Raw genomic sequence first — 24,609 nt, forward strand, 5'->3', positions numbered from 1 at the left:
AATTATAACAACCACACTAATTCACTTATTACTAATCCTGGGGGGCGGTTAGCGATGCAATGGCAAGAAGTTAGGGAGTTATTTCCCAATCAGTTCATCTTACTATCCATACTCGACTACCGCGAGGAGGAAGGAAAAAAAATTATTACGGAAGTAGCGCCAGTTCGGGTTATTCCAGACCAAGATGCCAATCGGGAATTCTTCAATGTTGAGCCTCGGCAGCTTGTGTACCATACTTCTAACGAAGAGTGCGTAGTACACCTACGTAATGATCCCTTAGTAAGGATGAGGCGCAATGAAGCGTATGGAATTGGGGAACCGTCCCGTTTTATCGAAATCGATGTAGGGATGCTTCCTAAGTCACACAATGGATTGCTCGGCTTAGACATACTACAAACGAATGGATTCATTGTGGACATGGAGAAGCTAGAGCTAAGGTTACCTGAGGAGACAGGCTAGCCTCTTCATGATGAATACCCTCTAGAACTTCAAGGATGGAGAACCGCCAATGTGGCTGCTCTATCCTTTTTCTATTGAAGAATACACCGGCAATATCGCAAGCCTCGATCAAAGTATGCTACCATAAGAACATATGCTTCCACCACTAACAAACTCACAACTCCATCCAATCCTAAAGGAGAGCCGTCACATGAGCCACAAGCAAGAAGAAATCAACCAGCTCGAGGACATGCGTTCCGAGCTCATCGGATATTGCTACCGGATGACAGGGTCCATCTATGAGGCGGAGGATGCGGTACAGGATACGATGCTCCGCGCTTGGCAGAGCTGGGATCAGGTCCGGGAGCATGCTGCACGTAGAGCCTGGGTGTATCGGATTGCTACGAATGTGTGTATCGATCGGCTACGGCATGCACAGCGCAGGGCGCTGCCTATGGACCTCTCCGAGCCGGCAGCTGCTCGATTCGAGCCTACGGAGACGTTACCGCCAGCTTCGTGGGTGTGGCCAGCGCCTGCTTCCGCTAGCGATCCCGCTCAAGTCGCAGTGAGCAGAGAAACGATACGATTATCGTTCATTGCGCTGCTGCAGCTGTTACCGCCCCGGCAACGTGCTGTACTGATTCTGCTCGAGGTGTTCCGATGGTCGGCCCAAGAGATCGCAGCAACGCTAGGGATGACCACCGCAGCCGTCAACAGCGCATTGCAGCGAGCACGGGCGACGATCGCTCAATCGAAGCCTCGTTCTGACGAATGGCAAGGTGCAGATGCCGAAGCAGATCCTCAGCTGCTTGCCCGATATGTGGACGCCTTCGAGCGATACGACATCGATGCATTGCTGGCGCTATTCCATGAGAATGGCAGCTTGTCCATGCCGCCCTTCACCATGTGGGTTCATGGCCGCTCTAATGTATCGTCGTTCTACCATACGACACGCAGCCATTGTATCGGCTCCCGGATGATTCCGGTCCGCGCTAACGGGAATAGTCCTGCCTTCGGTCAGTATGTACCGACAGCAGATGGGGGTGTGCTCACCCCGTGGAGCCTACATGTCCTCGAGTTGAAGCAGGGGAAGCTCGCCCATGTGCATCATTTTATTGATTCGGAGTTGTTTAGTCGGTTCGGATTGCCGACAGAGCTGGGATTGAATCAAGATGTGGGGACCGACCGATGATTGTGCGGCGGTACATACGTCTATACTTATGAATCATCAACCATTCAACCCCATTTCGAGGAGGAACTATCCATGACTGTGAAACTGACCCCTTATATTACGTTGGAGGGACGCACAAGAGAAGCCATTCAGTTCTACGAGCAAGCGATCGGTGCAGAGGTGCTCTCCATCCTGACTTACGGACAAATGCCGGACATGCCCAGCACGTTCACAGACGAGCTCAAGAGCCTCGTGGCCCACGCCAAGCTCAAGGTCGGTGAAGCGGAGCTCATGTTCTCAGATGCCCCAGGCGGGTCGCCGATTGAGAACGGGAAGCGGGTCACGATCTGCATCACGACGAACGACGTTGAGCAATCGAGACGAATCTTTGAAGCGCTGCAGCAAGAGGGGCAAGTCAACATGCCGTTCAAGGAAGAGCCGTTCAGCCCTGGCTTTGGCGATGTGACGGATAAATTCGGCGTAACCTTTCAAGTGTATACGGAGCTGGAATAGTAGGTCACGGATTAAGAGCTGCCCAACAGGCTTGTTGGCGCAGCTCTTTTTTTAACGCGTGCCTTCAGAACGTAATCATCACATTCCCCTTCTTACGCTCCGTCTCGACATAGCGATTCGCCGCAGTTGTCAATCCGACAGATTTCTTACGTCGGGCGGCTTGATCGATGTTGAGCCCTCATATATTGTAAGGTACTTCACGCGCATGATATGATATACCAAAACTTGGATTGCAACGGTTGTTATACAATGAGGAGGATACAGATGGCTGAAGCTGGAAATTCGGTGGAGCCTGCTCGTCACGTCCAACGTGAAGCAGGTCGGATCATGGACTATGTACACTCACCTGAGAAGCAACGTCAGCTGCAAGCAAGAACGCTACGAGTCATCATCGTGTCGCAGCTATTAAGCGGAGCGGGCCTCGCAGCAGGCATTACCGTCGGCGCGCTGCTTGCACAGGAGATGCTGGGCGCAGAGAGCTACTCGGGAGTGCCGATCGCTCTGTTCACGCTCGGCTCGGCGATCGCCGCCCTGCTCATCGGCCGCCTCTCTGAGCAATACAGTAGACGCGTCGGCTTAGCGGCCGGCTTCTTGGCAGGCGGTGTAGGGGCGGTTGGCATTGTGCTCGCTGCGATCTGGGAGCATGTCCCCCTGCTCTTAGTCTCTCTGCTCATATACGGCGGAGGAACGGCGACGAACATGCAAGCTCGCTATGCCAGTACGGACTTGGCGTTGCCTGCGCATCGCGGGAGAGCGGTTAGCCTCGTCATGGTATTCACCACCTTCGGCGCTGTCGCCGGTCCGAATCTGGTCCAGCTCACAGGCCGCTTCGCGGACTCGTTAGGCGCGCCTGCTCTGTCCGGGCCCTTCATGCTAGCCGCGCTTACCTATACGGCCGCTGGACTTGTGCTGTTGGGCTGGCTGCGACCGGACCCTCTCCTGGTGTCGAAGGCGATCGACGAGGAGGAGCGCAGGAAGGGCCTTCTCAACGAAGGGAAGCCGTCTCTTGCTCCAGCCGCACCTGCCAACGTCCGGGGCATTATCGTGGGAGCAACCGTCATGGTGCTGACCCAAGTGGTCATGGTCGCGATCATGACGATGACTCCCGTTCACATGCAGCATCACGGTCACAGCTTGAGCGAGGTCGGCATCGTCATCAGTCTGCACATCGCCGCGATGTTCCTGCCCTCTCCACTTACGGGTCTATTGGTCGATAAGCTGGGACGCAGCGCGATGTCCTATGTATCCGGCTTCACGCTGCTGCTCGCAGGGATCTTCGCCGCTGTCGTCCCCGGACATTCCATGCTACTCATGGTGCTGGCGCTTGTGCTTCTAGGCTTGGGCTGGAATATGGGCTTCATCAGTGGAACAGCAGCCATGGTCGATGCTACGACACCTCAGACTCGCGCGAAGACTCAGGGCAAGGTCGATGTGCTCGTCGCTCTCGGCGGCGCTTCCGGCGGCGCGCTATCGGGTGTTGTTGTCGCACAATCGAGCTTCGCGGCGCTCTCCATGGCCGGAGCGTTGTTGTCGCTGCTTCTCATTCCGGTTGTCGTCTGGTCGCGGTCGCAGAAGAAGTAAGAAGGAGGTCATCCCCATCGGACACGTCCTCATGAGCTACATAAGCCGCTCTGCATACTGCAATGACCCGGAGCTCGACCGAATCGTCGACAATGTACCGTCTCTTGATTATAAATGAATGATCGTTTATTATTAACGCATGAGACCTAGAGACGATAACAAAGTAGAAGCGATATTCGAGGCGACCGTTCAGCTCGTGAATGAGATTGGGTTCGCCGAAACGTCCATCTCCAAGATCGCAAGGACAGCGAACGTATCCGCGGCCACCATCTACATTTATCACGAGAACAAGGAAGACCTGCTCATTCAGACGTACCTCAGAATCAAGCGCAGCATGAGCGAGAAATTGTTCCACGGACTAGACAGCTCCCGGCCGGTCAAGGAACGGTTCGAGGCGATCGTCCGTAACTACATCGCGTTCATCTATGCGCACCAAGCGTACTTCCTCTTCCTGGAGCAGATTCGGAATTCTCCCTTGCTGCAGAAGTGGTGCCTCGACGACATGAACGCACTATTCCAGCCGGTCTTCGAGATGTTCGACGAAGGCAAGAGGCAGCTGCTGTTGAAGCAGGCCGATACCGAGATGCTCATGGTGTACGCCGTCTATCCGATCGCAGAGCTGGTGAAGGAGCATATGAAGAAAGGAGCGAGGCTCGAGGAGGACCAATTGAACGCGATGCTCCAGATGAGCTGGGATGCCATCCAAGCGTAGCTGCTACGCGAAGCTTGGAGCTCCCGCGGCGTTCATGCGTAGCATATGGACTAGAAACAGCCGCCTTGCGCACGATAGTAAACGATCATTCATTTATTAACTACTTATAAAGGAAGGGACTATGAAAAAAACGATGATCTACACACTCCTGACGATAATCACCCTACTCGCTGCCGCAGCGTTATATATGACCTTACATCCGGTATTCGGCGGCAACGTATCCCCCGAGCAGAAGGAGCAGTTCGCCAAGCTGAGCAACTATGCCGATGGCAAATTCGTAAACCAAGTACCTACACAGATGGACATGAACGCCTCGAACGTATGGTCCATGCTCAAGGATTCGATGTCCGGCGCCAAGGACCGCAACCCGGCCGGACAGCTGCCTGTCGTCCCGATCGATTGGAGCAAGATCAACAGCACGGAAGACAGCTTAACGTGGTTCGGTCACTCGGCGTTCCTGCTCAGTATCGACAATAAGAAGCTGCTCGTGGACCCGATGCTCGGTCCAGTCGCCTCGCCAGTTACATTCGCAGGAAGCAAGCGCTATAGCGAGAATATGCTCGCTGTGATCGACAAGCTGCCGCCGATTGATGCCGTGTTCATCACGCATGACCACTATGACCACCTCGACTATCCGTCGATTCGCAAGCTGAAGGATAAGGTGCAGCACTTCTTCGTGCCGCTAGGCGTAGGTGTTCACCTCACTCGATGGGGAGTTGCCGAGGAAAGGATCACCGAGCTGAACTGGTGGGATGAGATGGAATATGAAGGGCTGACGATTGCCTTGACGCCTGCGAAGCATTTCTCAGGTCGAGGGCTGTTCAATAAGGATACGACCTTGTGGGGCGGCTGGGTGATCCTCGGGAAAGAGACCCGGTTCTATACGAGCGGCGATGGCGGCTATGACGCCCACTTCAAGGAGATCGGTCAGCGGTACGGCCCGTTCGACATCGCGCTCATCGAAGGAGGTCAATACGACCGCCGCTGGTCGTGGGTGCATATGACACCGGAGGAGGCCGTTCAGGCTCACAACGATGTGAATGGGCGCAACATGATGCTCATCCATTGGGGCGCCTTCACCCTTGCCTATCATGGCTGGACCGAGCCGATCGAGCGCGCTGTAGCCGCAGCCGACCAAGCGAAGGTGAAGCTCATCGCCCCACCGATCGGCGAGACGATTCAATTAGTTGGAGAGCTGGCACCTTCTCATTCCTCATGGTGGAAGTCAGCTCTCGAGCGCTAGTAGATAGCATTCGTAGCCATCACCCAGGAATGAAACAATGAGTCTGCGTTCAAGCGCAGGCTCCTTGTCATTCTCATAGTTTACGATTGGACTAATGCATCCCGGTCAGCAGCAAGCGGAGGCTGCTCGAGCCAGCGGTTCTCGATTAGCATCCTGATTCCTTGATCGGCATATTTGCCAATGTCCCCGAGCATCTCTGCGAACGCTAGAACTACGTCCTGCCTAAGGACAGAAGTAATGCCAAAAGCAAAGTTAATCGCACTTCCTGTGTTAGCCAAGGCGACATGAAACAGCATCAATTTGTCTGAAAACGGCGCCTGCTTCGATTCTAACACTTCGGCATCCCACAGCTGCGGGGAGGGCAAGTGGTCTTTCGCTAGAAACTCCTGTAGCTTTTTGATGTTTTCAGAGGAGAGATCTCTGCCGGCAACCATATATTTCTTAATATCTGGCGAAGACGCAACTTGACTAAAAGCAATCATCAGAGATTTCCCAAGCTGATTGGAATCCAAATTGGTATAGATTCCCGTAATTTCTGTGGAGGAGAGGGGTCTTTGCTTAGCAAACAGTTTATGCAGAAAGTCATTCGATTCAATGAGCTTAGCTTCCTTAGGGATCGGAATTCCCGGTGCACGTATAATAAAGCCCTTCGCTAACATGCAATTCATGACATCCTGATAAAGCTCGCTCGTATCGTCGATACACTCGTCGAAATAAGCGCGAATATCTTCGCGGAAAGTAACGGTTAAGGCATTGGAGAACTGTAAGAGGTTAATTCTTGCTGACTCCTTCAAATAAAACAAATAAAATTTATCTGTAAAAATGACAGCGGCATCCTGATGTACATCATTGGAGCCGAAGCCGACCGGAAGAGCAAACTTTTCTTTTTGGAAAATTTCTTTGAGCTTCAATATATGCTTCTGTGTCATCTGTTGAGCTTTCTCTACCAATTGCTTAATTCGCTGATCGTTCGTATTCGTTAAGAAATGAGTATACACGCAATTCAGCAACGTTTCACCTATGTAGTTTTTCCAGATCTCACCGATCTCCGTCGCGGTTAACGTAATATATCTATCGTCAAGCTTGTTCATAATGGATGAAGCTCCTTTTACTTATATTTGTTTACATTATGTTGAGTCGCCCGTTAACTTATTCAGCGAAGGTGAAATTATATACTTACCAGCTCTGTTGCTTAAAGTAAATTATGGATGGACAGAGGAGTGCTCTTTGGGCCACAATTAGGTATACTAATGGGTAAGCAGGTAAAAATGAATACATACACACAGGACTGCTTAAATGCGGGATATTCAGGAGAGGAGCATTCAAGTTGGATTCCATTTGGCTGCAGTATGGATGGACCTTATTAATCTTGATCGGTCTGGAGGGCTTACTGTCGGCGGATAATGCGCTCGTACTCGCGGTGATCGCGAAGCATCTGCCGGAGGATCAGAAGAGTAGGGCAATTAACTACGGTATTATTATGGCCTTCGTGTTCCGCTTCGCGGCGCTGTTCGCGATCTCATTCATCGCCAACGTGTGGCAGGTACAAGCGATCGGTGCGGCCTACTTGTTGTACCTGGGCTTGAAGCATATTATCCAGACGAAGTTCGGCAAGAAGCATGGAGATATTCATAAGGACGATGAGAAGGCGGCTAAGGGGAAGGGCTTCTGGCCAACTGTTGGTAAAATCGCGCTCGCTGACCTCGCCTTCGCCATCGATTCGATACTCGCCGCGGTGGCACTGGCACTCGGTCTTCCGGATTCGCCGCTGCGCGATTTCGGCGGCATGGACGGCGGACAGTTCATCGTCGTCGTACTCGGCGGAGTTGCCGGATTGATCTTGATCAAATATGCGGCGACCTGGTTCGTCAAGCTGCTCGCCCAGCGTCCTGCGCTGGAGACGACGGCGTATGCGATCGTGGCATGGGTCGGCGTCAAGCTTGCGGTCATTACACTCGCGCATGGGGATATCGGACTTCTCGACCCTCACTTCCCTCATGGCACAGCCTGGACGCTCGTATTCTATGCGGTGCTCGTCGCTATTGCCTTGCTGGGCTGGTTCGCTCCGAGCAACAAGGGCTCGAAGGCGAGTCAAGCTTAACACGAAGACGGTGATCAGGCTCCGGAGGCATCAGGGAAGTTCACCCGAGCTGAAGCCTAGTAAGCTTATCGGGATTAGCTACGACATATAGCGAAGCAATGGCAGTCCCCTGCTCCTCGGGGTGAAGCGCGAAGACGAGCGGAGGCTGATCGTGACGGACCAAGAGCAAGCCGCGTTGACCGCTGACCGAGACGATCCGAAGGTCGCCCCGAAGAGAGCCCTTGCCGGAGATCCCTTGGAAAAAGGCAGCGATTCGCTCGCGTCCCTTGATCGGATGAAGCGCAGAGCGCACCTTCCCGCCGCCATCGCTGATCAACACCGCATCCTCGGTTAGTAGCCGAATGAATGAGTCGAAGCGGCCTGTTTCGACGGCCTCGCTGAAGGACTGGACGAAGCGGTCCATCGAGCGGTGGAGCGCAGCCTCGCTCGTAGCATGCGGACGCTGTGCGAGCTTGGAGATGGCGCGGCTATAGATCTTGCGACAGGCCGCCTCTGATTTATCCAAGATCGCGGCAATATCCGCATAATCATAGCCGATCGACTCCCGCAGCACGAATACGGCGCGCTCGGTCGGGGTGCACGCTTGCAGCAGGACGAGCAGCGCGTAGCCGAGCTGTTCACGACGGACGACGTGCTCGCCCGGCTCCCAAGTCTCCTGCGCCGGACCGAGCTCGATCAGCGGCTCCGGCAGCCAAGAGCCGGGGTATGCTTCCCGCTTGCGGGGAGCCGCCTTCAGCATATTAAGCAGCCGGTTCGTCATCAGCTTGACGAGATAAGCCTTCGGGTGCTGAATATCGACTTGGCCGAGCTTGCTTACAGCGACGAACACGTCCTGTACGGCATCCTCGGCTTCTGTCATTGAGCCGAGCATCCGATAGCCGATGGAGGCAAGCAGCGGCTTGTATTCTCGGTACAGCTGTTCGACTTCGAGTGTCTTCTCATGGGACAGCATCGCACGTCCTCCTCCGATCGTTCCTTTACGTATATATTACGTCAACGTGAATCAATAGACCATAAGCCACTCCAGCTGGAGTGGCTTATGGTCTACCCGTACCCCTTACACCTCGTCGAAGCAGCCGGGATACATGCCCGTCGCCACCGCGATGCGGTTCCAACAGTTAATGGCGTTAATCGCCATAATCAAGGACACGAATTCCTGCTCGCTGAAGTGCACGCGCACCTCGTCATACAGTGGCTGCGGCACGCCATCCCTGGCAATCAAGGTGACCGCTTCGGTCAGCGCAAGCGCCGCCCGCTCCCTCTCGGTGAACAGAGGTGTCTCTCGCCATACGACAATCAGTTGAAGTCGCCGTTCCGACTCCCCCATGCGCCGCATGTCACTCATATGCATATCCAGACAGAAGGAGCAGCCGTTCAATTGCGAGGCTCTGATCTTGATCAGCTCATACAAGGTACGATCGAGCCCCATTTTACTTGCCGATGACTCCAATTGCAGCAAGGCTTGAAAGCCTGCCGGGTTAACCGCTCGGTGATTCATACGCACGTTCATATCGTGTCCTCCATTCCGAATTGAAGTTCACGAATATAGACAACGCAGCACCTGAATTTGTGACAACGGTTATGGTCTGGATTGAGTGTGCCTCCACATCCCCATAGCAATGCCGATGCAGCCAACTGCGATCAAGAGCCCATGAGCGATACGAAGGGGCTGGGAGCCCATGTATTGAGGTACGTACAGCAGGAAGCCTGCAGCAAGCAGAATACTGGTCCACCTGTACATCAGTCGAGTCCGCAAGACGGCAACGGCCATGAAGACGGTGCTGGCCCCGAGCAGAAGAAGTCCGACTACGATCATGAGGAAGCCCGGCCCAAAGCGGATAACACTCGCCAGCTCCATCAGCTCCACGCGCTGCTGACGGATCGCCTCCTGTCCAATGGCATATAAGCCGAACACTTCTGCGCCATAGAACGGAAGCGTGAGGCCAATACCAGCCAAGCTAAGCAGCACGCTGCGCCAGGCGGGCCCCTCGACAGAGGTGCCCTGCAGTAGCACATAGAGGCTGAGGAAGCCGACAGCCAGTAAGATGAATGCCGCGACCGCCGTCACATGGGACACGATCCAGGCCATCGAGCCGAAGGCGGAGGCTCCCTGCAGCGTGACCTCATCCGAGAAGGGGCGCAGCGCAGGGTAGGCCACGAACAACACACCCGCCAGAGCCAGCGCAGTCGCACCTTGCCGTGCCTGTCGAGCCTGCCGAAGCTGCAGGTCCACCTTTCCGTTCAGTCCACTTGCACTCGTCATCCTTTCATGCTCGGTACGAGTTCGTTCAATCATTCGGATCACCCTCCCATAACTATCAAAACTAACATCGTTTATAATTTAGCTAATATTATTAGTTAAATCAATCACTTTAGCCCAGCCACAATATGAAGTTATGATGAAAGCCCATAAACAGCCCTCGGCCGCATTGGGCCAAGAGCTGTTATTCACTTTCATTTCATATATAGAGCCATCCTACATGCTGCTCTGCTCCACTCCGCGCCGCTGTCAGGAGGCTGTTACTTCACCAGCTGTCCGCGCGTCACGCCGAGCTGGTTCGTCGCCTTCAGCGCCTTCCACACATGGGTGCCGCTAATCTCGCCGCGCAGCGCGCGCTCGTATAGGCCGAGCACCTCGCGCACCTTATCCGGCGTCTCCTCCAGGAACTCCACCCGATACCGGTTCACCCCGAGCTCCATGAAGTTCGCCAAGTACTCCGCTCCCGACTGGTCAATCGCGTTATATACCGTATTGCGGCAGCCCTCGTCGACACGCACCGGATGCGAGAAGCCGACGCGGTCCCGCAGCGAAGCGCGCTGCTCCTCACAAGGACGACCGCAATTCGTGTAGTCCGTCCCTTCGCTCATGAACGTGCAGTAGACGCAATGCTCCGTATGGAACATCGGCATATGCTGATGAATGACCATCTCCAGCTTCGACGTGTCCGTACGGCGCAGCAGATCGACCATCTGCTGGATGTTCAGGTCATATGACGGCGTAACGCGCGACAGTCCAGCATCGACGAACAGCGATACCGCCTTATGGTTCGCCACGTTCAGTGAGAAGTCCCCGATCAGCTCTGGCTGCGGACCGTCTGGATGCTCGGCCAGATGGCGCATGAACCAATATACTGCACCCGTGTTACGCACGAGCACCGCATCCGGACCCAGCTTCAGGATGTTGGCAAAATAGCCCGTCTCCCCCGGCATATGAATGCGCGGCGTCGCCAGCGCAATCCGCTTCCCGGCCTTGCGCGCCGCCTCGACGGCTGCCGGGAACTGCTTAATGAACTCGAAGTCGGCATAGATCAGCTCGACATTCATCTCGAGCGCCGCCTCCACCTGCGGCAGGCTGCGGCACAGGGCGGTCAGCGTCGACTGCGCGACGCCGCCTACAGGAGCTGCCGATGCGCCGACTGGCTGCGCATCGCCATACACCTCCACGCTGCGCTTCACATACGCGCGCGGCTGCTCCCGCTTCGCGACGAGCTGCTCCACAGCGTCACGGCGCATCTGGTTCAGCTCGCGCATCGGCACGATCAGCTCGCCGTTCAGGTGAACGTCGACCGACGCGAGCTCATAGATCGTGCCGCCAAGACGGCCGAGCTGCTCCTCGAACAGCGCCGCGTCCATCGGGCGCTTCTCCGCCTGCACGAGCGGCAGCGACGACTCGATGACGACGGAGTGACCTGCCTGCACGTCGGTCCACACGCTGCGCAGCGGCTGACCGAGCGCGCCCGTCACCTTCACCTCGACCGGGAAGACGCGGTACGGCCTGTCCGTCTCGAACGTCTGGCGCAGACGCTTGTCCAGATGCGGATCGTTCGTCTTCCAGATGCGGTCGCCGACGTGCACCCGCTTCAAGTCGACATCATTGCGTCCTGGCACGATCTCGATCAATCCGCCCGGCGCCTCGCCCTCCAGCTTCGCACCCTTGCGGCGCAGGTCGTACACCCGGCCGCCCTCTTCCTTCTTCGTCGGATCGCCGGCATCGAACACGATGCCGTCACCCCGCTTCAGCGGCGCCTCCAGCTCGCACACGACACCGTCGCGCAGCACCTGCTTCACACGCCCAAGATAGACGCCGCGACTCTTCGGATACGTCCCCTCGACGAGCAGCTTATTGTTCGTCCCCTTCAGGAAGCCGTGCGTGAAGCCGCGCGAGAAGCTCTGCTCCAGCTCGCGCAGCTCCTCCTTCGTCGGCTGCGGATTCTCCCCGTCGAAGTAACGGTCGATCGCCCTGCGGTACTTCGACACGACGTTCGCCACATACTCCGGCGTCTTCAAGCGACCCTCGATCTTGAACGACTTCACGCCCGCCTCGATCAGCTCGGGAATGAGCTCGATGGCGGCCAGATCCTTCGGCGACAGCAGATAGGCGACATCGCCCATCGGCTTCAGCTCGCCGTCGACCATCAGCTCGTACGGCAGACGACAGGCTTGCGCACACTCACCGCGATTCGCCGATCGACCGCCCCACATCTCTGACGTCAGACATTGACCCGAGTAGGATACGCACAGCGCCCCGTGCACGAACACCTCCATCGGAAGCTTCGCCTGCTCGCCGATCTGGCGAATTTGCTTCAGATTATTTTCCCGCCCGAGGACGACGACCTCCAGATCGAACGGCTTCGTGAACTCTACCGCCTCCGGTGACGTAATCGTCATCTGCGTCGAGCCGTGAATCGGGAAGTCTGGCGACAGCTCGCGGATCATGCGCACAAGCCCAAGATCCTGCACGATGACCGCATCGACCCCCGCTTCGATACAGGCCTCGATCAGCGCCTTCGCATCCGCGAGCTCCTCCTCGAACACGAGTATATTGAACGTCAAGTAGCCCTTCACCCCATAGCGGTGCAGGAACGACATAATATCTGGCAGCTCATCTGTATGGAAGTTGTTCGCACGCGCACGGGCATTGAACTTCTCCACGCCAAAAAATATCGCATCCGCCCCGTTCGCCACCGCGGCCCGCATGCAATCCCAATCACCCGCAGGCGCCAGCAGCTCAACCTCGTGACGTGTTCTTACCGTTCGATTCATTCCATCATTCTTCCTCTCAGCTTCGGCCCGGCTCGCGGGCCCGCTCAATCGTTCTTATCCCTATAGTGTACCAGAAAGCGCATAAGCAAACTACACCCCTTCCACTGGCACTACCGCATTATCAAAAATAAATCAAATTATTTTAAAGTGTGTCAGTTAGAAAGGAACTATGTCAAATGATGACGAATATTCTATGCATACAGCATAGAATCAGCATCTGGCGCACCATTATGAATTCGGCGGTGAAGCTTGTCATGTTCAAGGACTTTATTACGAACGCGTCGCTATTGGTTGCGGCTTTTTTTATCATTGGACAATTGTATAAAACGCACCCGCTCACCCGTCAATCGTCGCTGATCCGGAAGCTGGCTGCTGGCCTAAGCTACGGCATGCTCGGCATTCTGCTGATGCTGTTCAGCATCAGGGTCGATGCCGACGTCATCGTCGACCTGCGACATATTCCGATCATCGTAGCGGCGATTCAGGGAGGGCCTGTCTCCGCTGCCGTTACGGCTATACTGATCAGCATAGGTCGAATCGGCATGTTCAACGCAAGCTTCGCGGCGCTAACCGCCTCTGCAACCATGCTGCTCATCGCACTGCTCAGCTCGCTGATCGCCAAAGGACCGATGACGATACGCAGCTTCCTGCAGCATAATGTGCTGGCACTCATCGCCGTATCGCTTGTCGTTTCCTATAATATGTATATCAACGGCAGCAGTGATCGTATCATCAGCATTCTCTCGTATCATTGGATATTCTCCAGCCTGGTCGGCTGGCTGTCCATGCATGTCTACTTGTACATTATTCGATCACATGCCAGTAATATTCGGCTTCGAGAAAGTGAAGCGCGATATCGGAAGCTGATCGAATCGTCGCCTGACGCTACCTTTGTGCTGACGAATGGAAGGATCGCTTTTACCAATGAGAAGGCGCTGCGCCTGCTTCATGCCTCCGTATCGAAGGAGCTGCTCGGCCGTCCGCTCGTACAGCTCGTTGACGTCAACGAGCACGATAAGGCTTGGAGCCACTTGAACGCAACGACCGATGGCACGACAGGCTCAGAGCTGGTTCAGCAAAAATTCATTCGGCTCGATGGTCGGACCATCGACGTCGAGCTGTCGGTCGAGTCGATCGTGTACCGGGAACAGCCCTCTACTTTAATTTTGGCTCGCGATATTACAGAGCGCATCAGTACCGAACAGAAGCTGAAGACAGCGCTGAGCAAGCTGCAGAGGCTATCCGAGCTCGATGGCCTCACCGGACTGTCGAACCGGCGCAAGCTGGATGAACAGCTGGAGCGCGAGTGCTCGAAGGCCCAGGAAAGTGCTCAGCCGATCTCCATGCTCATGTTCGACGTTGACTATTTCAAGCGCTACAACGATTTCTACGGTCATCTGGGAGGCGACGAGGTGCTGCGCACAATCGCCTCGTCAGCCGAGAAGCTGCTCCAGGAGCAAGGCTATATGGCGTTCCGCTATGGCGGAGAGGAATTCGCTGTTGTGCTGCCCGGCGTAAGTCCCGAGGAGACGATGCAGCTAGCAGAGGCGCTGCGCCAATGCATCGAGGAGCTGGCGCTGCCGCATGCACAGTCGAAGATCAGCGCTCACATCACGGTCAGCATCGGGGCTGCTACAACTCCCCCCGATGCCGGACTGACTCCGGAGCAGCTGATCGCCCAAGCCGATAAGGCGCTGTACCGGGCGAAGGCAGAAGGCCGTAACCGTGTTTCGCTGTACTCACCTGAACTCGATGGGGAATAAGTCAGCTGGACAGAGGCGTCTACTACGCCAAATGGTTCATCACGAGAACGTGTGGGGAAAGTTAACAAAGAAAGGTTTCCATGCTATAATGTCAAGGGTAATGACTATCTTCAGACCGCGTCAAGCCGCCGTTCCGGCTGTTAAGCCGAACGAGGTATTAGACCGCGATCTAATGAGGGATTCGCTTTGACACGTACTAATATCCGCAAGCTGGTTGTGACCGTGCTCGGGCTGCTGCCGCTTGCGGTTCTTCTTGTTGTCTTATACGGGGGCAGCAAGCCGCTCAACGTACAGCTCTTATATGCAACACGGGGAGAGACTTATGATGCTGCTGCGTACGGACAGCTCAAGCAGTCGCTACTAGCGGGTCTGCAGGTGGACAAGCGCGACCTGTCCACACTTCGAGACGGTCAGCTTGACGATTATGACACGATTTATCTCGATCCGTCTCTTCATCAATCCATGAGCGATCAGGAGCGCAAGCTGCTTATGCGCTATGTCCGAAGGGGCGGTCATCTGTTCCTCGAGAATCGGTTCGCGGGCGACTTCGACCCGTCCTTCCTCGGAGCAGCGCAAGTCCTCGACGTGCCAGCTCCGACGCAAGCGTCGCTGCCGACCGCACCAGGGAAGACGCTCTGGACGTATCCGGGCGTAGACGCCGACACGATCGGTGTACAGCAGCTGGTGCGCACGTTCGCGGACACGTTCTTCCGCCATGATACGGAGGCGAGCCTGAGCCGCTTCGATTGGGGCAAGGGGCTCGTTCCGTCCACGGCGAGGACGATTGCGTCGATGAACGGTATCGCGTTGTATGCGGTGAACGACTACGGAGAGGGCACCGTATTCTTCAGCGGCACGCTGCTGCCTAGCCGCTATTACATCACCGGCTACGACTTGATGAGCGGCATGGATGGCACGCTCGGCTTCGACAAGCTGGCTGCCGAGAAGAACGCCTCGATTCGACCTACTGCCGGGGCGCTGTACTTCGACCGGAAGCAAATTCCGATCGAGCCGTACTTCCACTTCACGTTCTCGGCGGGCAATGCGCTGCTCCGCACCGAATACGTCTCGTTCGTCTCGAAGAAGAAGTACGGCTTCAGTGTGAGGAAGGTGCTCGGCCCTTACGGGCGGCCTGCGATGGCGCACCAGAACCACTTCGAGGCGATGGAGGCGATCCGCGACGGAGAAGGCATTCAGTGGACGGACCTGCTCCGCGAGCACCGCCAGATTCCATCGTACTCGCTCGTACGGGCGGCGTTCCCATGGGGACGCTGGCAGGAATCGGTCGTCGTCCACCTGAATACAGGGACGAACGCGAAGCCCGAATTCGCGGGAGAGACGCCGAATTCGTTCTATTCCAGCGGGACGCGTCTGCTCTCGGACGGACGGCCGATCCGGCTGGCCCCGTATCCCGCGTACCGCTCGCTCGGCGATCCGATCACAGAGCCGATGCGCGCAGCGCCTACCGTCGCCGAGCTGGACGGCGACGGGGTGGTCGATGTGGCCGTCGGGTCGAGCGACGGCCGTCTGTATCTGTATCCGGGGCGGACGGCCCCGGAGCCTGGCTACGCGGCGCAGCAGCTGCCCGAAGGGCTGGCTGCGCCGCAGCGGCTCGGCGAGCCGCGCGTCCTGACGGACACGCGGGGCGCGCCGCTCGCCATCGGCCCGTACGCGGGTGTCGCCGCGTACGACGTGAACGCCGACGGCCCGGCCGACCTCGTCTTCGGCCGAGCCGACGGCACGCTTGGCGCCGCCCTCCGCACGGCGGGCGGCTATGCGGTGCCCGCCGCGCTGCTCGGCGGCGGCGAGCCGATTCGCGGCGCTGCTCCGCTGGCGCCGGCCATCGCTGACGTCACCATGGACGCCGTCCCCGACCTCGTGGTCGGGGATGCGGGCGGAGCGGTGACGCTGTATGAGGGCGCGCGCGGGCCTGACGGCGCGCTCGTGTTCGGCGGCGGACGGGAGCTCGTCCGCCTGCCCAGCCCTTATGCCGCGCCGTCTGTGCGCGACATGAACGGAGATGGCCGCCCAGACCTCGTCGTGGGCGGCCTGGAAGGGGACCTGCGCGTCTATACGCAGCAGGTCGAGCCCGGCGGCGGCGTCACGTGGCGCGACGCCGGCGTGCTGGAGGGCGCCACCGTGAACCAGCTCGGCAGCCGCGCCCTCGTGGGCGGGCATAATGCCGTGCCGGTGTGGCGCGACATGAACGGCGACGGCCGCGACGATCTCATCGTCGGCCAGCTCGAGTTCAGCGAGCCGTGGCCGATAGACGCTTCGGATTTTCCATATCGAGAGCAGCTGGTCGCCTTCCTTGAGCATAGCCAGAAGCATCGGCTCGAGCTGTACCCGCATCTGTTCATGCATCAATATACGAGCGATGAGCAGGAGAAGCAGGAGATTGCGCTGCACAAGCAGGCATTCGAGCAGCTCGGCGTTCCGTGGCAGCTAACAGGCACGAACCAGCATACATGGCGCATCAACAACCCGAATCGGACGCAGACGCTCGACAACGAGCGGGCCGCGGGCATCTGGTTCAACTTCGGGTTCAAGCCCTCGTATATCAAGGCGGACCCGAGGCTCGGCGTTGAGTACAATTGGGGTCTGCCGTTCCTGCTGACAGGCGCGGACGGTGAGCCGAGTCTAGAGCGGCCAATGCTGCTCTATACCCCTGCGCCAGTGCTGCGCACAGACCCGGCTACGTCGACGAAGGACCTATTCGAGGCGTACGCAGCAAGCGATATGCCGATCGATTACTTCGAGCATATCGAGTATCACTTCCCGCTGCGCGTGCCGGAGCTGCTCCCGTTCGTTCATTACTTGAACGAGCTGCGTGACCGGCACAGCTACAACTTCATGACGGAGACGCAGATGGCGCGCTCCTTCCTGAACACCTTGACGACAGACGTCTCGCTGAGTCGTCCGTGGCACGACGCCGTCACGCTTCGCCTGAAGCGCATGCTCGGCCTTCCGGCCGAGCCTCGCTTCATCGCTGTGCCGGATACGTCCCGCGTCCCGACCGAGGCCGCGGAGTACAAGGGTACGCTCGGCGTTGCCGTCGAGCTCGGCGCCGCCTACGCCGGCCGCACACCGGCCGTCCTAGACGCCGACGTGCACGACGTGCGAGCGGACAAGCTGTACGTCGGCGTGACCGCGCCGACGGAGATTCGCTTCGCGCGAGCCGAGGCTGACCCGAGCGCCTCTGGCGCCCGGCTGCAGCTGCTGCGCGTCAACGTGCCCTACGCGCTCGAGACTCGCGCAGCCGCACAGGAGTGGCGCCTCCAGCTCGAGGCGCCGGGCATGCAGCAGGTGGTACTGCGCGCACCTGCCGCACCGCCTGCCGCGCACAGTGCCGCCCCAGCTCAGGCGCGTGCCGCTGCCGAGCCCATGCCCGCGTCCTCCCCACCGGAGGACGCCGCGCACAGCGCCGCCCTAGCTCAGGCGCGTGCCGCTGCCGAGCCCACGCTCGCGTCCTCCCCACCGGAGGACGCCGCGCACAGCGCCGCCCTAGCTCAGGCGCGTGCCGCTGCCGAGCCCACGCTCGCGTCCTCCCCACCGGAGGACGCCGCGCACAGCGCCGCCCTAGCTCAGGCGCGTGCCGCTGCCGAGCCCACGCTCGCGTCCTCCCCACCGGAGGACGCCGCGCACAGCGCTAACCCAGCTGCTCCAGCCGCCTCTGCTGTCCAGCCGCACCCTCCCGCCCGCCTCATCATCGAAGGGCCGGAGCTGGACATCGTCCACGACGCAGAGGCAGGGACGTACACGGTCACACACTTCGGCGATCCGGTCGAGCTGATCATCCGGGTCGCCGAGTAGAGCCTTTTTTACACATAACCAACAGGCCCAGACCTGCTCCTATAACGAGATTGTATAATGAACCTTAACTACCCGAAGGAGGCCACTGCTATGCAGCAGCTGCTTGACGAGCTCGAAGCACACATCCGCACCCGCTACAGCATCGACGCGGACGATGACGACTTCTCCGTCGACGTTCACTTATTCGACTACGGCTTCATCGATTCGATTGGCGCGACGGCACTGATCGCCCATATCGAACAAACGTACGGCATCCAGGTGACGCCGCAAGACTTGATGCTGCACCCGATGAACACCGTGCGGGAAATTGCAGCGTTCATTCATCAGAAGAAGGCGAGGTAGCACAATCGTGGAATGTATCGTAGCGCTGGACGGACTTGCCCCGAGCCAGCATGGACAATTGAAATATGCCGCTTCCTTCATCGACGAGACGATTACCGACATCGTGCTCGAGCCTCATCAGATCCGCATCGTCCACGAATCGCCGAAGGGCAACGCGGCCATCGAGGAGCGCGTCCGCAAGCTGATCGAGCGGTTCTCGCAGGGCGACTTCGGCTTCAAGGAGAACGTGCTGTTCGAGCATAAGGTCGATACGCCGTACGAGGGCGACATTATCCAAGAGCTCGCTGATCTGAAGATCATCAAGGTGCTAGAACCCGGCCTGTTCATCTTCCGTGAGCCATTCTCGACGCTGATGCGCTTCTTCGACTACAGCTTCGTGACGAAGATCGCCGCGCGCTTCGAGGGCGTGACGACCGAGGAATATCCGGCGGTCATTCATGCCGATTCGCTCAACAAGACGAATCACTTCACCTCGTTCCCGGAGCACATTCACTTCCTGACGCATCTGCGTGAGGATCTGGACGTCATCGAGGCGTTCTCGCAATCCGTGCGCGAGGCAGGCGGCTGGCAGCACGATGCGCCGCTCGACCTCAATGCGAACATGCCGAAGCCGCGGTTCACGATGAACCCGTCGACGTGCTACCACTGCTACGAGGGATTGCAGAACGAGACGCTCGAGGGCGAGGGCCGCGTCGTCACGGCGATCTCGAAGTGCCACCGCTTCGAATCGCGCAACCATACCGACTTCGGACGACTGCTCGACTTCAGCATGCGCGAGATCATTTTCGTCGGGAAGCCCGATTATGTGAAGGACAACCGTCTGCGCGCCATCGAATACTTGAAGGAGCTCGCGCTCGAATGGAACGTCGACAGCGTGCTCGAGATCGCGAACGATCCGTTCTTCACGAACGACTTCCAGGTGAAGGCATCGTTCCAACGGAATCAAGAGATGAAGTATGAGCTGCGTCTGACGATTCCGCACATCAACAAGTCGATCGCCTGCAGCTCGGTCAACTTCCACAGCAACACGTTCGGCAACGCGTTCAACATCTCGATGGGCAAGCGTCCAGCTGTCACTGGCTGCGTCGGCTTCGGCATCGAGCGGTGGACGTTCGCCTTCCTCGCCCAGTACGGACTGGACGAATCCAACTGGCCGGCTACGTTCCGCGAGCAATATGCGGCTTGGCTTGCCAAATCGATCTAAACGAGTGGTATGATGCGAAAACCAATTCAATTCCTACGAACCAACAGCTTTGTGCTGCTGCTGCTCGCCGCCTTCGTGCTGTCGGAGCTCCTGATCTCGTATTGGGACCCGATGGTAACGTCGCGGCGTTTTTACAAGAACGACTACACGAAGACGCTGTATCATCACGGCTGGCAGACGAGCGGCCCGGTCTTCTACGGCAACTCGGCGGTTACGGGCGCTTATATCGAGGAAAAGTCGGCATCACGCCTCATCGAGATGGGCTTGTCCTACGGCAAGCTGACCGACCTGCGGGCCATTCTCGAGCAAGGACGCTTCCACGTCACCGACCAGCTCGTCGTCGGCATTGATGTGCATACGATGCTCGACTTCATGGAGACGGACCCGACGTACGCGTGGCTGAAGCCTGTGTACCAGCCATACGTGTACGCGTACCGCGACTACTTCCGCGACTCCGGCGGCGAGGCGTTCAAGCAGCTGTACCGCGGCATCGTCGAGCTCGACCCGCAGCAGCTGCTCGCCTACGAGCCGCGCTGGATTGACAAGATGCTCTACTTCGGCCATATGGAGCCGGAGAAGATGAAGCAGAAGGAAGTCGACTACGAGAAGAAATATGGCTGGGCGAAGCGCCATGACTACAAGGACAACCTCGCCGCGCTCGACTGGATCATCCGCTATTGCGACTCACAGCAGCTGCCCCTCCGCGTCGTCTGGATGCCGTGGAACCCTGATTTTGCGCTGCCGAGCTATATGCCAGAGCTGCAGGCTGAGGTGAATGCGCGGCTGAAGACGGCGAACGTACCCGTGCTCGATCTGCTGTCGACGTACGAGCCGACGTACTTCCATGACCTCGTTCACCTGAACCGTCATGACGGCGCGCCGCGCTTCACGAAGGAGGTGGACGCATGGCTCGCTTCACTCGCAAGGTCATCGAGGTGATCGTCTATCTGCTCATGCTGCTGCTCGTCCTGATCCATTTTACAGGCCAAGGCTTGTTCATCTACGAAGCATTCTAGAGGCGCACCGCTCGGACCGGGTCGGCTGACGAACGTCTCGCTCTCGCTTGGAGGATATGTTGCATGTGGTATTTAAACATGAACGCCGTCATCGCCATGATCGGCATGGTGCTCGTGCTGGCGCTCACCCGGCGCTGGTCCGGCAACAAGCGGTACTTGCTGCTGGCGTTCAACTTATGCTTCCTGTACGTGTTCAGCCATAAGCTGTTCGCGTTCTATCTCGTCTATACGGCGCTCAATTACGTCGCGTTCCTGTGGCTCGGGAGCATTGGCTCGTTCCGCCGAACGATGTTCATTACGCTCATCGCGGGCAATATCGCGGCGGTGTGCGGGTTGCGTCTATACGGCATGGACGTGCTGTCGCACCCGATGTTCGACGCGATCATCTTACTCGGACTCATCTATAACGTGCTGAAGGTGATCGACGCGCTGTACTTCGCTTATTTCATCGGGAAGGACTCCCGCGCCAGCGTGCTCGATTACTTCAACTACATTCTGTTCATCCCGACATTCACCTCTGGTCCGATTCTGAAGTTCCGTGACTTCATGGCCGACACGAAGCAGCCGTACACGCTGACTGCAGCCCAGACGGAGGAGAACATCAAGCGTATTATCGTCGGTATGTTTAAAAAAATCGTCCTCGTCGCCTGGATGACCGAGGTGTTCAAGACCATCTCCGGCGGCGAGCTGCATACGCATGAATCGCTGTTCCTGATGGTCTGGTTCTACGCGCTCATCTTCTTCGACTTCTCGGGCTATTCCGACATTGCGGTCGGATTCGGTCGTCTGATGGGCTACAACGTACCGGAGAACTTCAAGAAGCCGTTCCTGTCCCCAACGCTGACACAATATTGGCGCAACTGGCATGCGACGCTCGGCGACTGGTTCCGCGACCACATCTTCATGTTCTTCTCCCGCCAGACACCGACGAAGTGGACCGCTGCAGCCTTGTCCATCCTCATCATGGTGCTGATCGGCCTCTGGCACGGCTTCAGCTGGCTGTATGCGATCTGGGGGCTGTACCACGGCCTGCTGCTGGCGCTCGAGAACGTATTCGGCAAGACGACCGTTATCAAGCGCAAGGTGTCGCGCACGTACTTCTACGCGCGCTGCGTACTGACGCAGCTGCTTGTCACAGCCGCCGTCGTCATCTACAGCGGAGACAGCGAGGCGGTATATCAGATCTACAGAGGGCTTCTGAACTGGCCTTAGCCGTGGCTACGGTCGGAGCCTATCCAATAGCTTGCGTGGACAAAAAGCAGCTGCATCCTGTGCGCCGCTGAACGATGCCCTGAGGATGGTCACTCCTGTGAGGAGTCCATCTTACAGGTCGTCGTTCACACCTTTGGCGAAGGATGTGCTGCTTTTTTTTGTCATATGACGAGACTCCTTAATGATCCGCTACGTTCCTCTAGCTCGCGTCCGATTGCCGAACTGGCTGCTGCGCTGCTAGAAGCTCCAGGTCGGTACCTCTGAAGCTGCGTACGTTGCAATTCAACATCGTTCCAGCCGCCGACAGCGACAGCTCGCCTACCGGTTGATAAACATCGTTCGAATCCTTCTTATGTACGTGTACAAGTCCGGATTTCAGGTTGATGTTTAACGAGAGTTGACCGGGCAGCTCGACGAGGCAGTGGAACTTGCGGAAGCTGGTTGGGAACCGCAGCCATGTGCCGGATACTGTTTCTACGATTTGTGTTTCTGTGTTCATCCTTCGAATCGCCCTTTCTTTTTTAAAGAATGTGTCTCCGCTTCTCTGGTAGGCCATGTATAGTATAAGTGAAAACGAATACAAAGAAACGGGAACACTGTCGAGTAACTTTTGTCGAATACCAAATTTTTGAAAGGGCCTCGTTCGCATGCTGTGAAGCATCCGTTATCCTCTTTTCCTCCTATTGTTATGCGAAGGCCTTACACATTAGAACTGAATGCTTTTATTTGGAATAACGCTTTGAAGTCGCCTTGGTTAATGCTATAATCTTGGATGAGCTATCTAGTGTACACGCGTTCATTTGATTACACTCATTGATGGAGGTGCCTTATGAAGTTAGGGGTATTTACCGTATTGTTTCAGCAAAAGCCGTTGGAGGAAGCGCTCGATTATATCGCATCCAAGGGGCTGGAGGCCGTCGAGATTGGAACAGGCGCATGGCCGGGCAACGCACACTGTAACCCGGACGTGCTGCTGGCGGACGAGGGCAAGCTGAAGGCGTTCAAGCACGCCGTCGAATCCCGCGGGCTGACGATTAGCGCACTCAGCTGTCACGGCAACCCGCTGCACCCGCAGAAGGCGGTGGCGAAGGAGTACCACGAGACGATTATCAAGACGGTCGATCTCGCGCAGCGTCTAGAAGTACCCGTCGTCAATACGTTCTCCGGCTGCCCGGGCGATTCCGAGGATGCGAAGTACCCGAACTGGCCGGTCGCGCCTTGGCCTCCGGAGTTCCAGGAAATTCTGAACTGGCAGTGGGGCGAGAAGGTCATCCCTTACTGGAAGGAGACTGGTAAGTATGCGGCAGACCGCGGCGTGAAGTTCGGCCTCGAGCTGCATGGCGGCTTCTCCGTTCATACACCCGCTACACTGCTCCGGCTGCGCGAGGCTGCAGGTGATGTCATCGGTGCGAACCTCGACCCGAGCCACATGTGGTGGCAAGGCATCGACCCGGTGCAGGCGATTCATATTCTCGGCCGCGCAGGCGCGATTCATCACTTCCATGCGAAGGACACGACGATCGATCCGGTCAACGTCCATCGCTACGGCTTGACAGACATGCAGCCGTATACGAATATGCTGGACCGTGCTTGGCAGTTCCGTTCGGTCGGCTTCGGCCATGATCTGAAGACGTGGGCGGACATGATGAGCGCGCTTCGTCTCGTCGGCTACGACTATGTCGTCAGCATTGAGCATGAGGACGGCTTGATGTCGATCGATGAGGGCTTTACGAAGGCGGTTGAGAATCTTCAGCAAGTATTGATTAAGGAGCCGCTTGGCGAGATGTGGTGGGCTTAAGCTTTAATAAGGGGATTTAAGGTGAGACCGCCTTAAAGCACAAAGTCCCTGCTTGGTTGCGGCAAGCAACCTAAGCAGGGACTTTTTTTGTAAGCTTGTCCGTACGAACAGACACGCTCGATGAATGATGTGGCCGCTATTTGAAAGAAGCCGAGATGAAGAAGGTAATCCGCGGATTACCCCATCCAGCCTTTGATCATGATGACGTCCATGAACATAAACACGAGTAGCGCTACGATACCGAAACCGATCGCAAAATAGTTCTTCTTCGGCGCTGCAAGCTGGCGAAACACGCCGATGGCGATGACGATCGTAAACAAAATCACGAACGGGTCAAACCAAGTAAACGCGCTTGCGCTTTTTGCTGCCTCTTCAGCCAAAAACATGGAGGGACCTCCTTTTATGTGCAGAAATGCTTCAAACTAATCTTAGCTTGACTTCTTATGAAGTGCAAGTCATTTATAGGAAACGGCTTTTTGAATCGTGCCGATTCGCCGGAAGTGTAACAAGATTGTCAACTTTTTGTTTGCGTGATTAGCCTCCCCTGCAGCTTCTAAGCTATGTATAATACGTTTGGACTTTATCTATAATAAATCGTTATACAACTGGGGGACCTAAACAATTTACGCAAGCAACCAAAAGTGTTACTATTACTATAG

21 protein-coding genes are annotated in these 24,609 nt (G+C 56.9%); 14 read left to right on the forward strand and 7 right to left on the reverse strand.

Annotated features, from left to right (window positions below):
* Positions 1–54 precede the first annotated feature (54 nt).
* The 6 genes from PAE68_RS00220 to PAE68_RS00245 all read left to right on the forward strand — a co-directional run bounded on the left by PAE68_RS00220 (position 55) and on the right by PAE68_RS00245 (position 5,658).
* Complete coding sequence (locus PAE68_RS00220) at positions 55–459, forward strand: hypothetical protein (protein WP_281882910.1); 405 nt, start codon at positions 55–57, stop codon at positions 457–459.
* 190 nt (positions 460–649) lie between these two features.
* On the forward strand, positions 650–1,630 hold the full coding sequence (locus PAE68_RS00225) for a sigma-70 family RNA polymerase sigma factor (RefSeq protein ID WP_281882913.1): 981 nt from the start codon (positions 650–652) through the stop codon (positions 1,628–1,630).
* A gap of 72 nt (positions 1,631–1,702) precedes the next feature.
* Positions 1,703–2,122 (forward strand): VOC family protein, encoded by a 420-nt coding sequence (locus tag PAE68_RS00230; protein ID WP_281882915.1) that lies wholly within the window; start codon positions 1,703–1,705, stop codon positions 2,120–2,122.
* A gap of 264 nt (positions 2,123–2,386) precedes the next feature.
* Positions 2,387–3,703: an MFS transporter gene (locus tag PAE68_RS00235; protein ID WP_397377900.1), complete on the forward strand. Its 1,317-nt coding sequence runs from the start codon at positions 2,387–2,389 to the stop codon at positions 3,701–3,703.
* Between the two features lie 139 nt (positions 3,704–3,842).
* The gene (locus PAE68_RS00240; RefSeq protein ID WP_281882917.1) at positions 3,843–4,415 is read left to right on the forward strand and encodes a TetR/AcrR family transcriptional regulator; all 573 of its coding nucleotides are present in this window, start codon (positions 3,843–3,845) and stop codon (positions 4,413–4,415) included.
* A 121-nt stretch (positions 4,416–4,536) separates the two neighbouring features.
* Positions 4,537–5,658, forward strand: a complete 1,122-nt coding sequence (locus PAE68_RS00245; RefSeq protein ID WP_397377902.1) for an MBL fold metallo-hydrolase — start codon at positions 4,537–4,539, stop codon at positions 5,656–5,658.
* Positions 5,659–5,738: 80 nt separating this feature from the next.
* On the opposite strand, the gene PAE68_RS00250 is transcribed toward PAE68_RS00245, so the two are convergent.
* Positions 5,739–6,749 carry a DUF3231 family protein gene (locus PAE68_RS00250; RefSeq protein WP_281882919.1) on the reverse strand — a complete coding sequence of 337 codons (1,011 nt, stop codon included), beginning with the start codon at positions 6,747–6,749 and terminating at the stop codon, positions 5,739–5,741.
* Between the two features lie 236 nt (positions 6,750–6,985).
* Between PAE68_RS00250 and PAE68_RS00255 the strand changes: the two genes are divergently transcribed.
* Complete coding sequence (locus PAE68_RS00255) at positions 6,986–7,759, forward strand: TerC family protein (RefSeq protein WP_281882921.1); 774 nt, start codon at positions 6,986–6,988, stop codon at positions 7,757–7,759.
* A gap of 40 nt (positions 7,760–7,799) precedes the next feature.
* Here the strand turns inward: PAE68_RS00255 and PAE68_RS00260 are convergent, their stop codons facing one another.
* From PAE68_RS00260 to PAE68_RS00275, 4 genes are all read right to left on the reverse strand, one after another.
* Complete coding sequence (locus tag PAE68_RS00260) at positions 7,800–8,711, reverse strand: sigma-70 family RNA polymerase sigma factor (protein WP_281882922.1); 912 nt, start codon at positions 8,709–8,711, stop codon at positions 7,800–7,802.
* Between the two features lie 105 nt (positions 8,712–8,816).
* Entirely contained in the window at positions 8,817–9,269 is a 453-nt protein-coding gene (locus PAE68_RS00265) for a carboxymuconolactone decarboxylase family protein (protein ID WP_281882924.1), read from the reverse strand.
* 69 nt (positions 9,270–9,338) lie between these two features.
* Positions 9,339–10,055, reverse strand: a complete 717-nt coding sequence (locus PAE68_RS00270) for a hypothetical protein (protein ID WP_281882926.1) — start codon at positions 10,053–10,055, stop codon at positions 9,339–9,341.
* Between the two features lie 224 nt (positions 10,056–10,279).
* A complete protein-coding gene (locus PAE68_RS00275) occupies positions 10,280–12,802 on the reverse strand; it encodes a U32 family peptidase (RefSeq protein WP_281882928.1) in 2,523 nt (840 codons plus the stop codon).
* Positions 12,803–12,978: 176 nt separating this feature from the next.
* On the opposite strand from PAE68_RS00275, the gene PAE68_RS00280 reads away from it, so the two are divergent.
* From PAE68_RS00280 to PAE68_RS00305, 6 genes are all read left to right on the forward strand, one after another.
* Entirely contained in the window at positions 12,979–14,565 is a 1,587-nt protein-coding gene (locus PAE68_RS00280; protein WP_281882930.1) for a diguanylate cyclase domain-containing protein, read from the forward strand.
* A gap of 186 nt (positions 14,566–14,751) precedes the next feature.
* Positions 14,752–18,378: an FG-GAP repeat domain-containing protein gene (locus PAE68_RS00285; RefSeq protein WP_281882933.1), complete on the forward strand. Its 3,627-nt coding sequence runs from the start codon at positions 14,752–14,754 to the stop codon at positions 18,376–18,378.
* Between the two features lie 90 nt (positions 18,379–18,468).
* Complete coding sequence (locus tag PAE68_RS00290) at positions 18,469–18,720, forward strand: acyl carrier protein (RefSeq protein WP_281882935.1); 252 nt, start codon at positions 18,469–18,471, stop codon at positions 18,718–18,720.
* A gap of 7 nt (positions 18,721–18,727) precedes the next feature.
* Complete coding sequence (locus PAE68_RS00295; RefSeq protein ID WP_281882937.1) at positions 18,728–19,924, forward strand: class-II aminoacyl-tRNA synthetase family protein; 1,197 nt, start codon at positions 18,728–18,730, stop codon at positions 19,922–19,924.
* Positions 19,925–19,936: 12 nt separating this feature from the next.
* Positions 19,937–20,863 (forward strand): hypothetical protein, encoded by a 927-nt coding sequence (locus tag PAE68_RS00300; protein ID WP_281882939.1) that lies wholly within the window; start codon positions 19,937–19,939, stop codon positions 20,861–20,863.
* A gap of 140 nt (positions 20,864–21,003) precedes the next feature.
* Positions 21,004–22,152 (forward strand): MBOAT family O-acyltransferase, encoded by a 1,149-nt coding sequence (locus tag PAE68_RS00305; RefSeq protein WP_281882941.1) that lies wholly within the window; start codon positions 21,004–21,006, stop codon positions 22,150–22,152.
* A 199-nt stretch (positions 22,153–22,351) separates the two neighbouring features.
* Here the strand turns inward: PAE68_RS00305 and PAE68_RS00310 are convergent, their stop codons facing one another.
* Positions 22,352–22,651: a hypothetical protein gene (locus tag PAE68_RS00310; RefSeq protein ID WP_281882943.1), complete on the reverse strand. Its 300-nt coding sequence runs from the start codon at positions 22,649–22,651 to the stop codon at positions 22,352–22,354.
* Positions 22,652–22,981: 330 nt separating this feature from the next.
* Between PAE68_RS00310 and PAE68_RS00315 the strand changes: the two genes are divergently transcribed.
* The gene (locus tag PAE68_RS00315) at positions 22,982–23,950 is read left to right on the forward strand and encodes a sugar phosphate isomerase/epimerase family protein (RefSeq protein ID WP_281882945.1); all 969 of its coding nucleotides are present in this window, start codon (positions 22,982–22,984) and stop codon (positions 23,948–23,950) included.
* A 176-nt stretch (positions 23,951–24,126) separates the two neighbouring features.
* On the opposite strand, the gene PAE68_RS00320 is transcribed toward PAE68_RS00315, so the two are convergent.
* Positions 24,127–24,336 (reverse strand): hypothetical protein, encoded by a 210-nt coding sequence (locus PAE68_RS00320; RefSeq protein ID WP_281882946.1) that lies wholly within the window; start codon positions 24,334–24,336, stop codon positions 24,127–24,129.
* Positions 24,337–24,609: the final 273 nt, after the last annotated feature.

This window comes from Paenibacillus sp. YYML68 (assembly GCF_027923405.1).
Lineage (GTDB): Bacteria > Bacillota > Bacilli > Paenibacillales > NBRC-103111 > Paenibacillus_G.

Bases quoted from the DNA above. Each gene is read 5' to 3' on its own strand.
- PAE68_RS00220 (WP_281882910.1), top strand. From the start codon at position 55: ATGCAATGGCAAGAAGTTAGGGAGTTATTTCCCAATCAGTTCATCTTA.
- PAE68_RS00225 (WP_281882913.1), top strand. From the start codon at position 650: ATGAGCCACAAGCAAGAAGAAATCAACCAGCTCGAGGACATGCGTTCC.
- PAE68_RS00230 (WP_281882915.1), top strand. From the start codon at position 1,703: ATGACTGTGAAACTGACCCCTTATATTACGTTGGAGGGACGCACAAGA.
- PAE68_RS00235 (WP_397377900.1), top strand. From the start codon at position 2,387: ATGGCTGAAGCTGGAAATTCGGTGGAGCCTGCTCGTCACGTCCAACGT.
- PAE68_RS00240 (WP_281882917.1), top strand. From the start codon at position 3,843: ATGAGACCTAGAGACGATAACAAAGTAGAAGCGATATTCGAGGCGACC.
- PAE68_RS00245 (WP_397377902.1), top strand. From the start codon at position 4,537: ATGAAAAAAACGATGATCTACACACTCCTGACGATAATCACCCTACTC.
- PAE68_RS00250 (WP_281882919.1), bottom strand. From the start codon at position 6,749: ATGAACAAGCTTGACGATAGATATATTACGTTAACCGCGACGGAGATC.
- PAE68_RS00260 (WP_281882922.1), bottom strand. From the start codon at position 8,711: ATGCTGTCCCATGAGAAGACACTCGAAGTCGAACAGCTGTACCGAGAA.
- PAE68_RS00265 (WP_281882924.1), bottom strand. From the start codon at position 9,269: ATGAACGTGCGTATGAATCACCGAGCGGTTAACCCGGCAGGCTTTCAA.
- PAE68_RS00270 (WP_281882926.1), bottom strand. From the start codon at position 10,055: ATGATTGAACGAACTCGTACCGAGCATGAAAGGATGACGAGTGCAAGT.
- PAE68_RS00275 (WP_281882928.1), bottom strand. From the start codon at position 12,802: ATGAATCGAACGGTAAGAACACGTCACGAGGTTGAGCTGCTGGCGCCT.
- PAE68_RS00280 (WP_281882930.1), top strand. From the start codon at position 12,979: ATGATGACGAATATTCTATGCATACAGCATAGAATCAGCATCTGGCGC.
- PAE68_RS00290 (WP_281882935.1), top strand. From the start codon at position 18,469: ATGCAGCAGCTGCTTGACGAGCTCGAAGCACACATCCGCACCCGCTAC.
- PAE68_RS00300 (WP_281882939.1), top strand. From the start codon at position 19,937: ATGCGAAAACCAATTCAATTCCTACGAACCAACAGCTTTGTGCTGCTG.
- PAE68_RS00305 (WP_281882941.1), top strand. From the start codon at position 21,004: ATGTGGTATTTAAACATGAACGCCGTCATCGCCATGATCGGCATGGTG.
- PAE68_RS00310 (WP_281882943.1), bottom strand. From the start codon at position 22,651: ATGAACACAGAAACACAAATCGTAGAAACAGTATCCGGCACATGGCTG.
- PAE68_RS00315 (WP_281882945.1), top strand. From the start codon at position 22,982: ATGAAGTTAGGGGTATTTACCGTATTGTTTCAGCAAAAGCCGTTGGAG.
- PAE68_RS00320 (WP_281882946.1), bottom strand. From the start codon at position 24,336: ATGTTTTTGGCTGAAGAGGCAGCAAAAAGCGCAAGCGCGTTTACTTGG.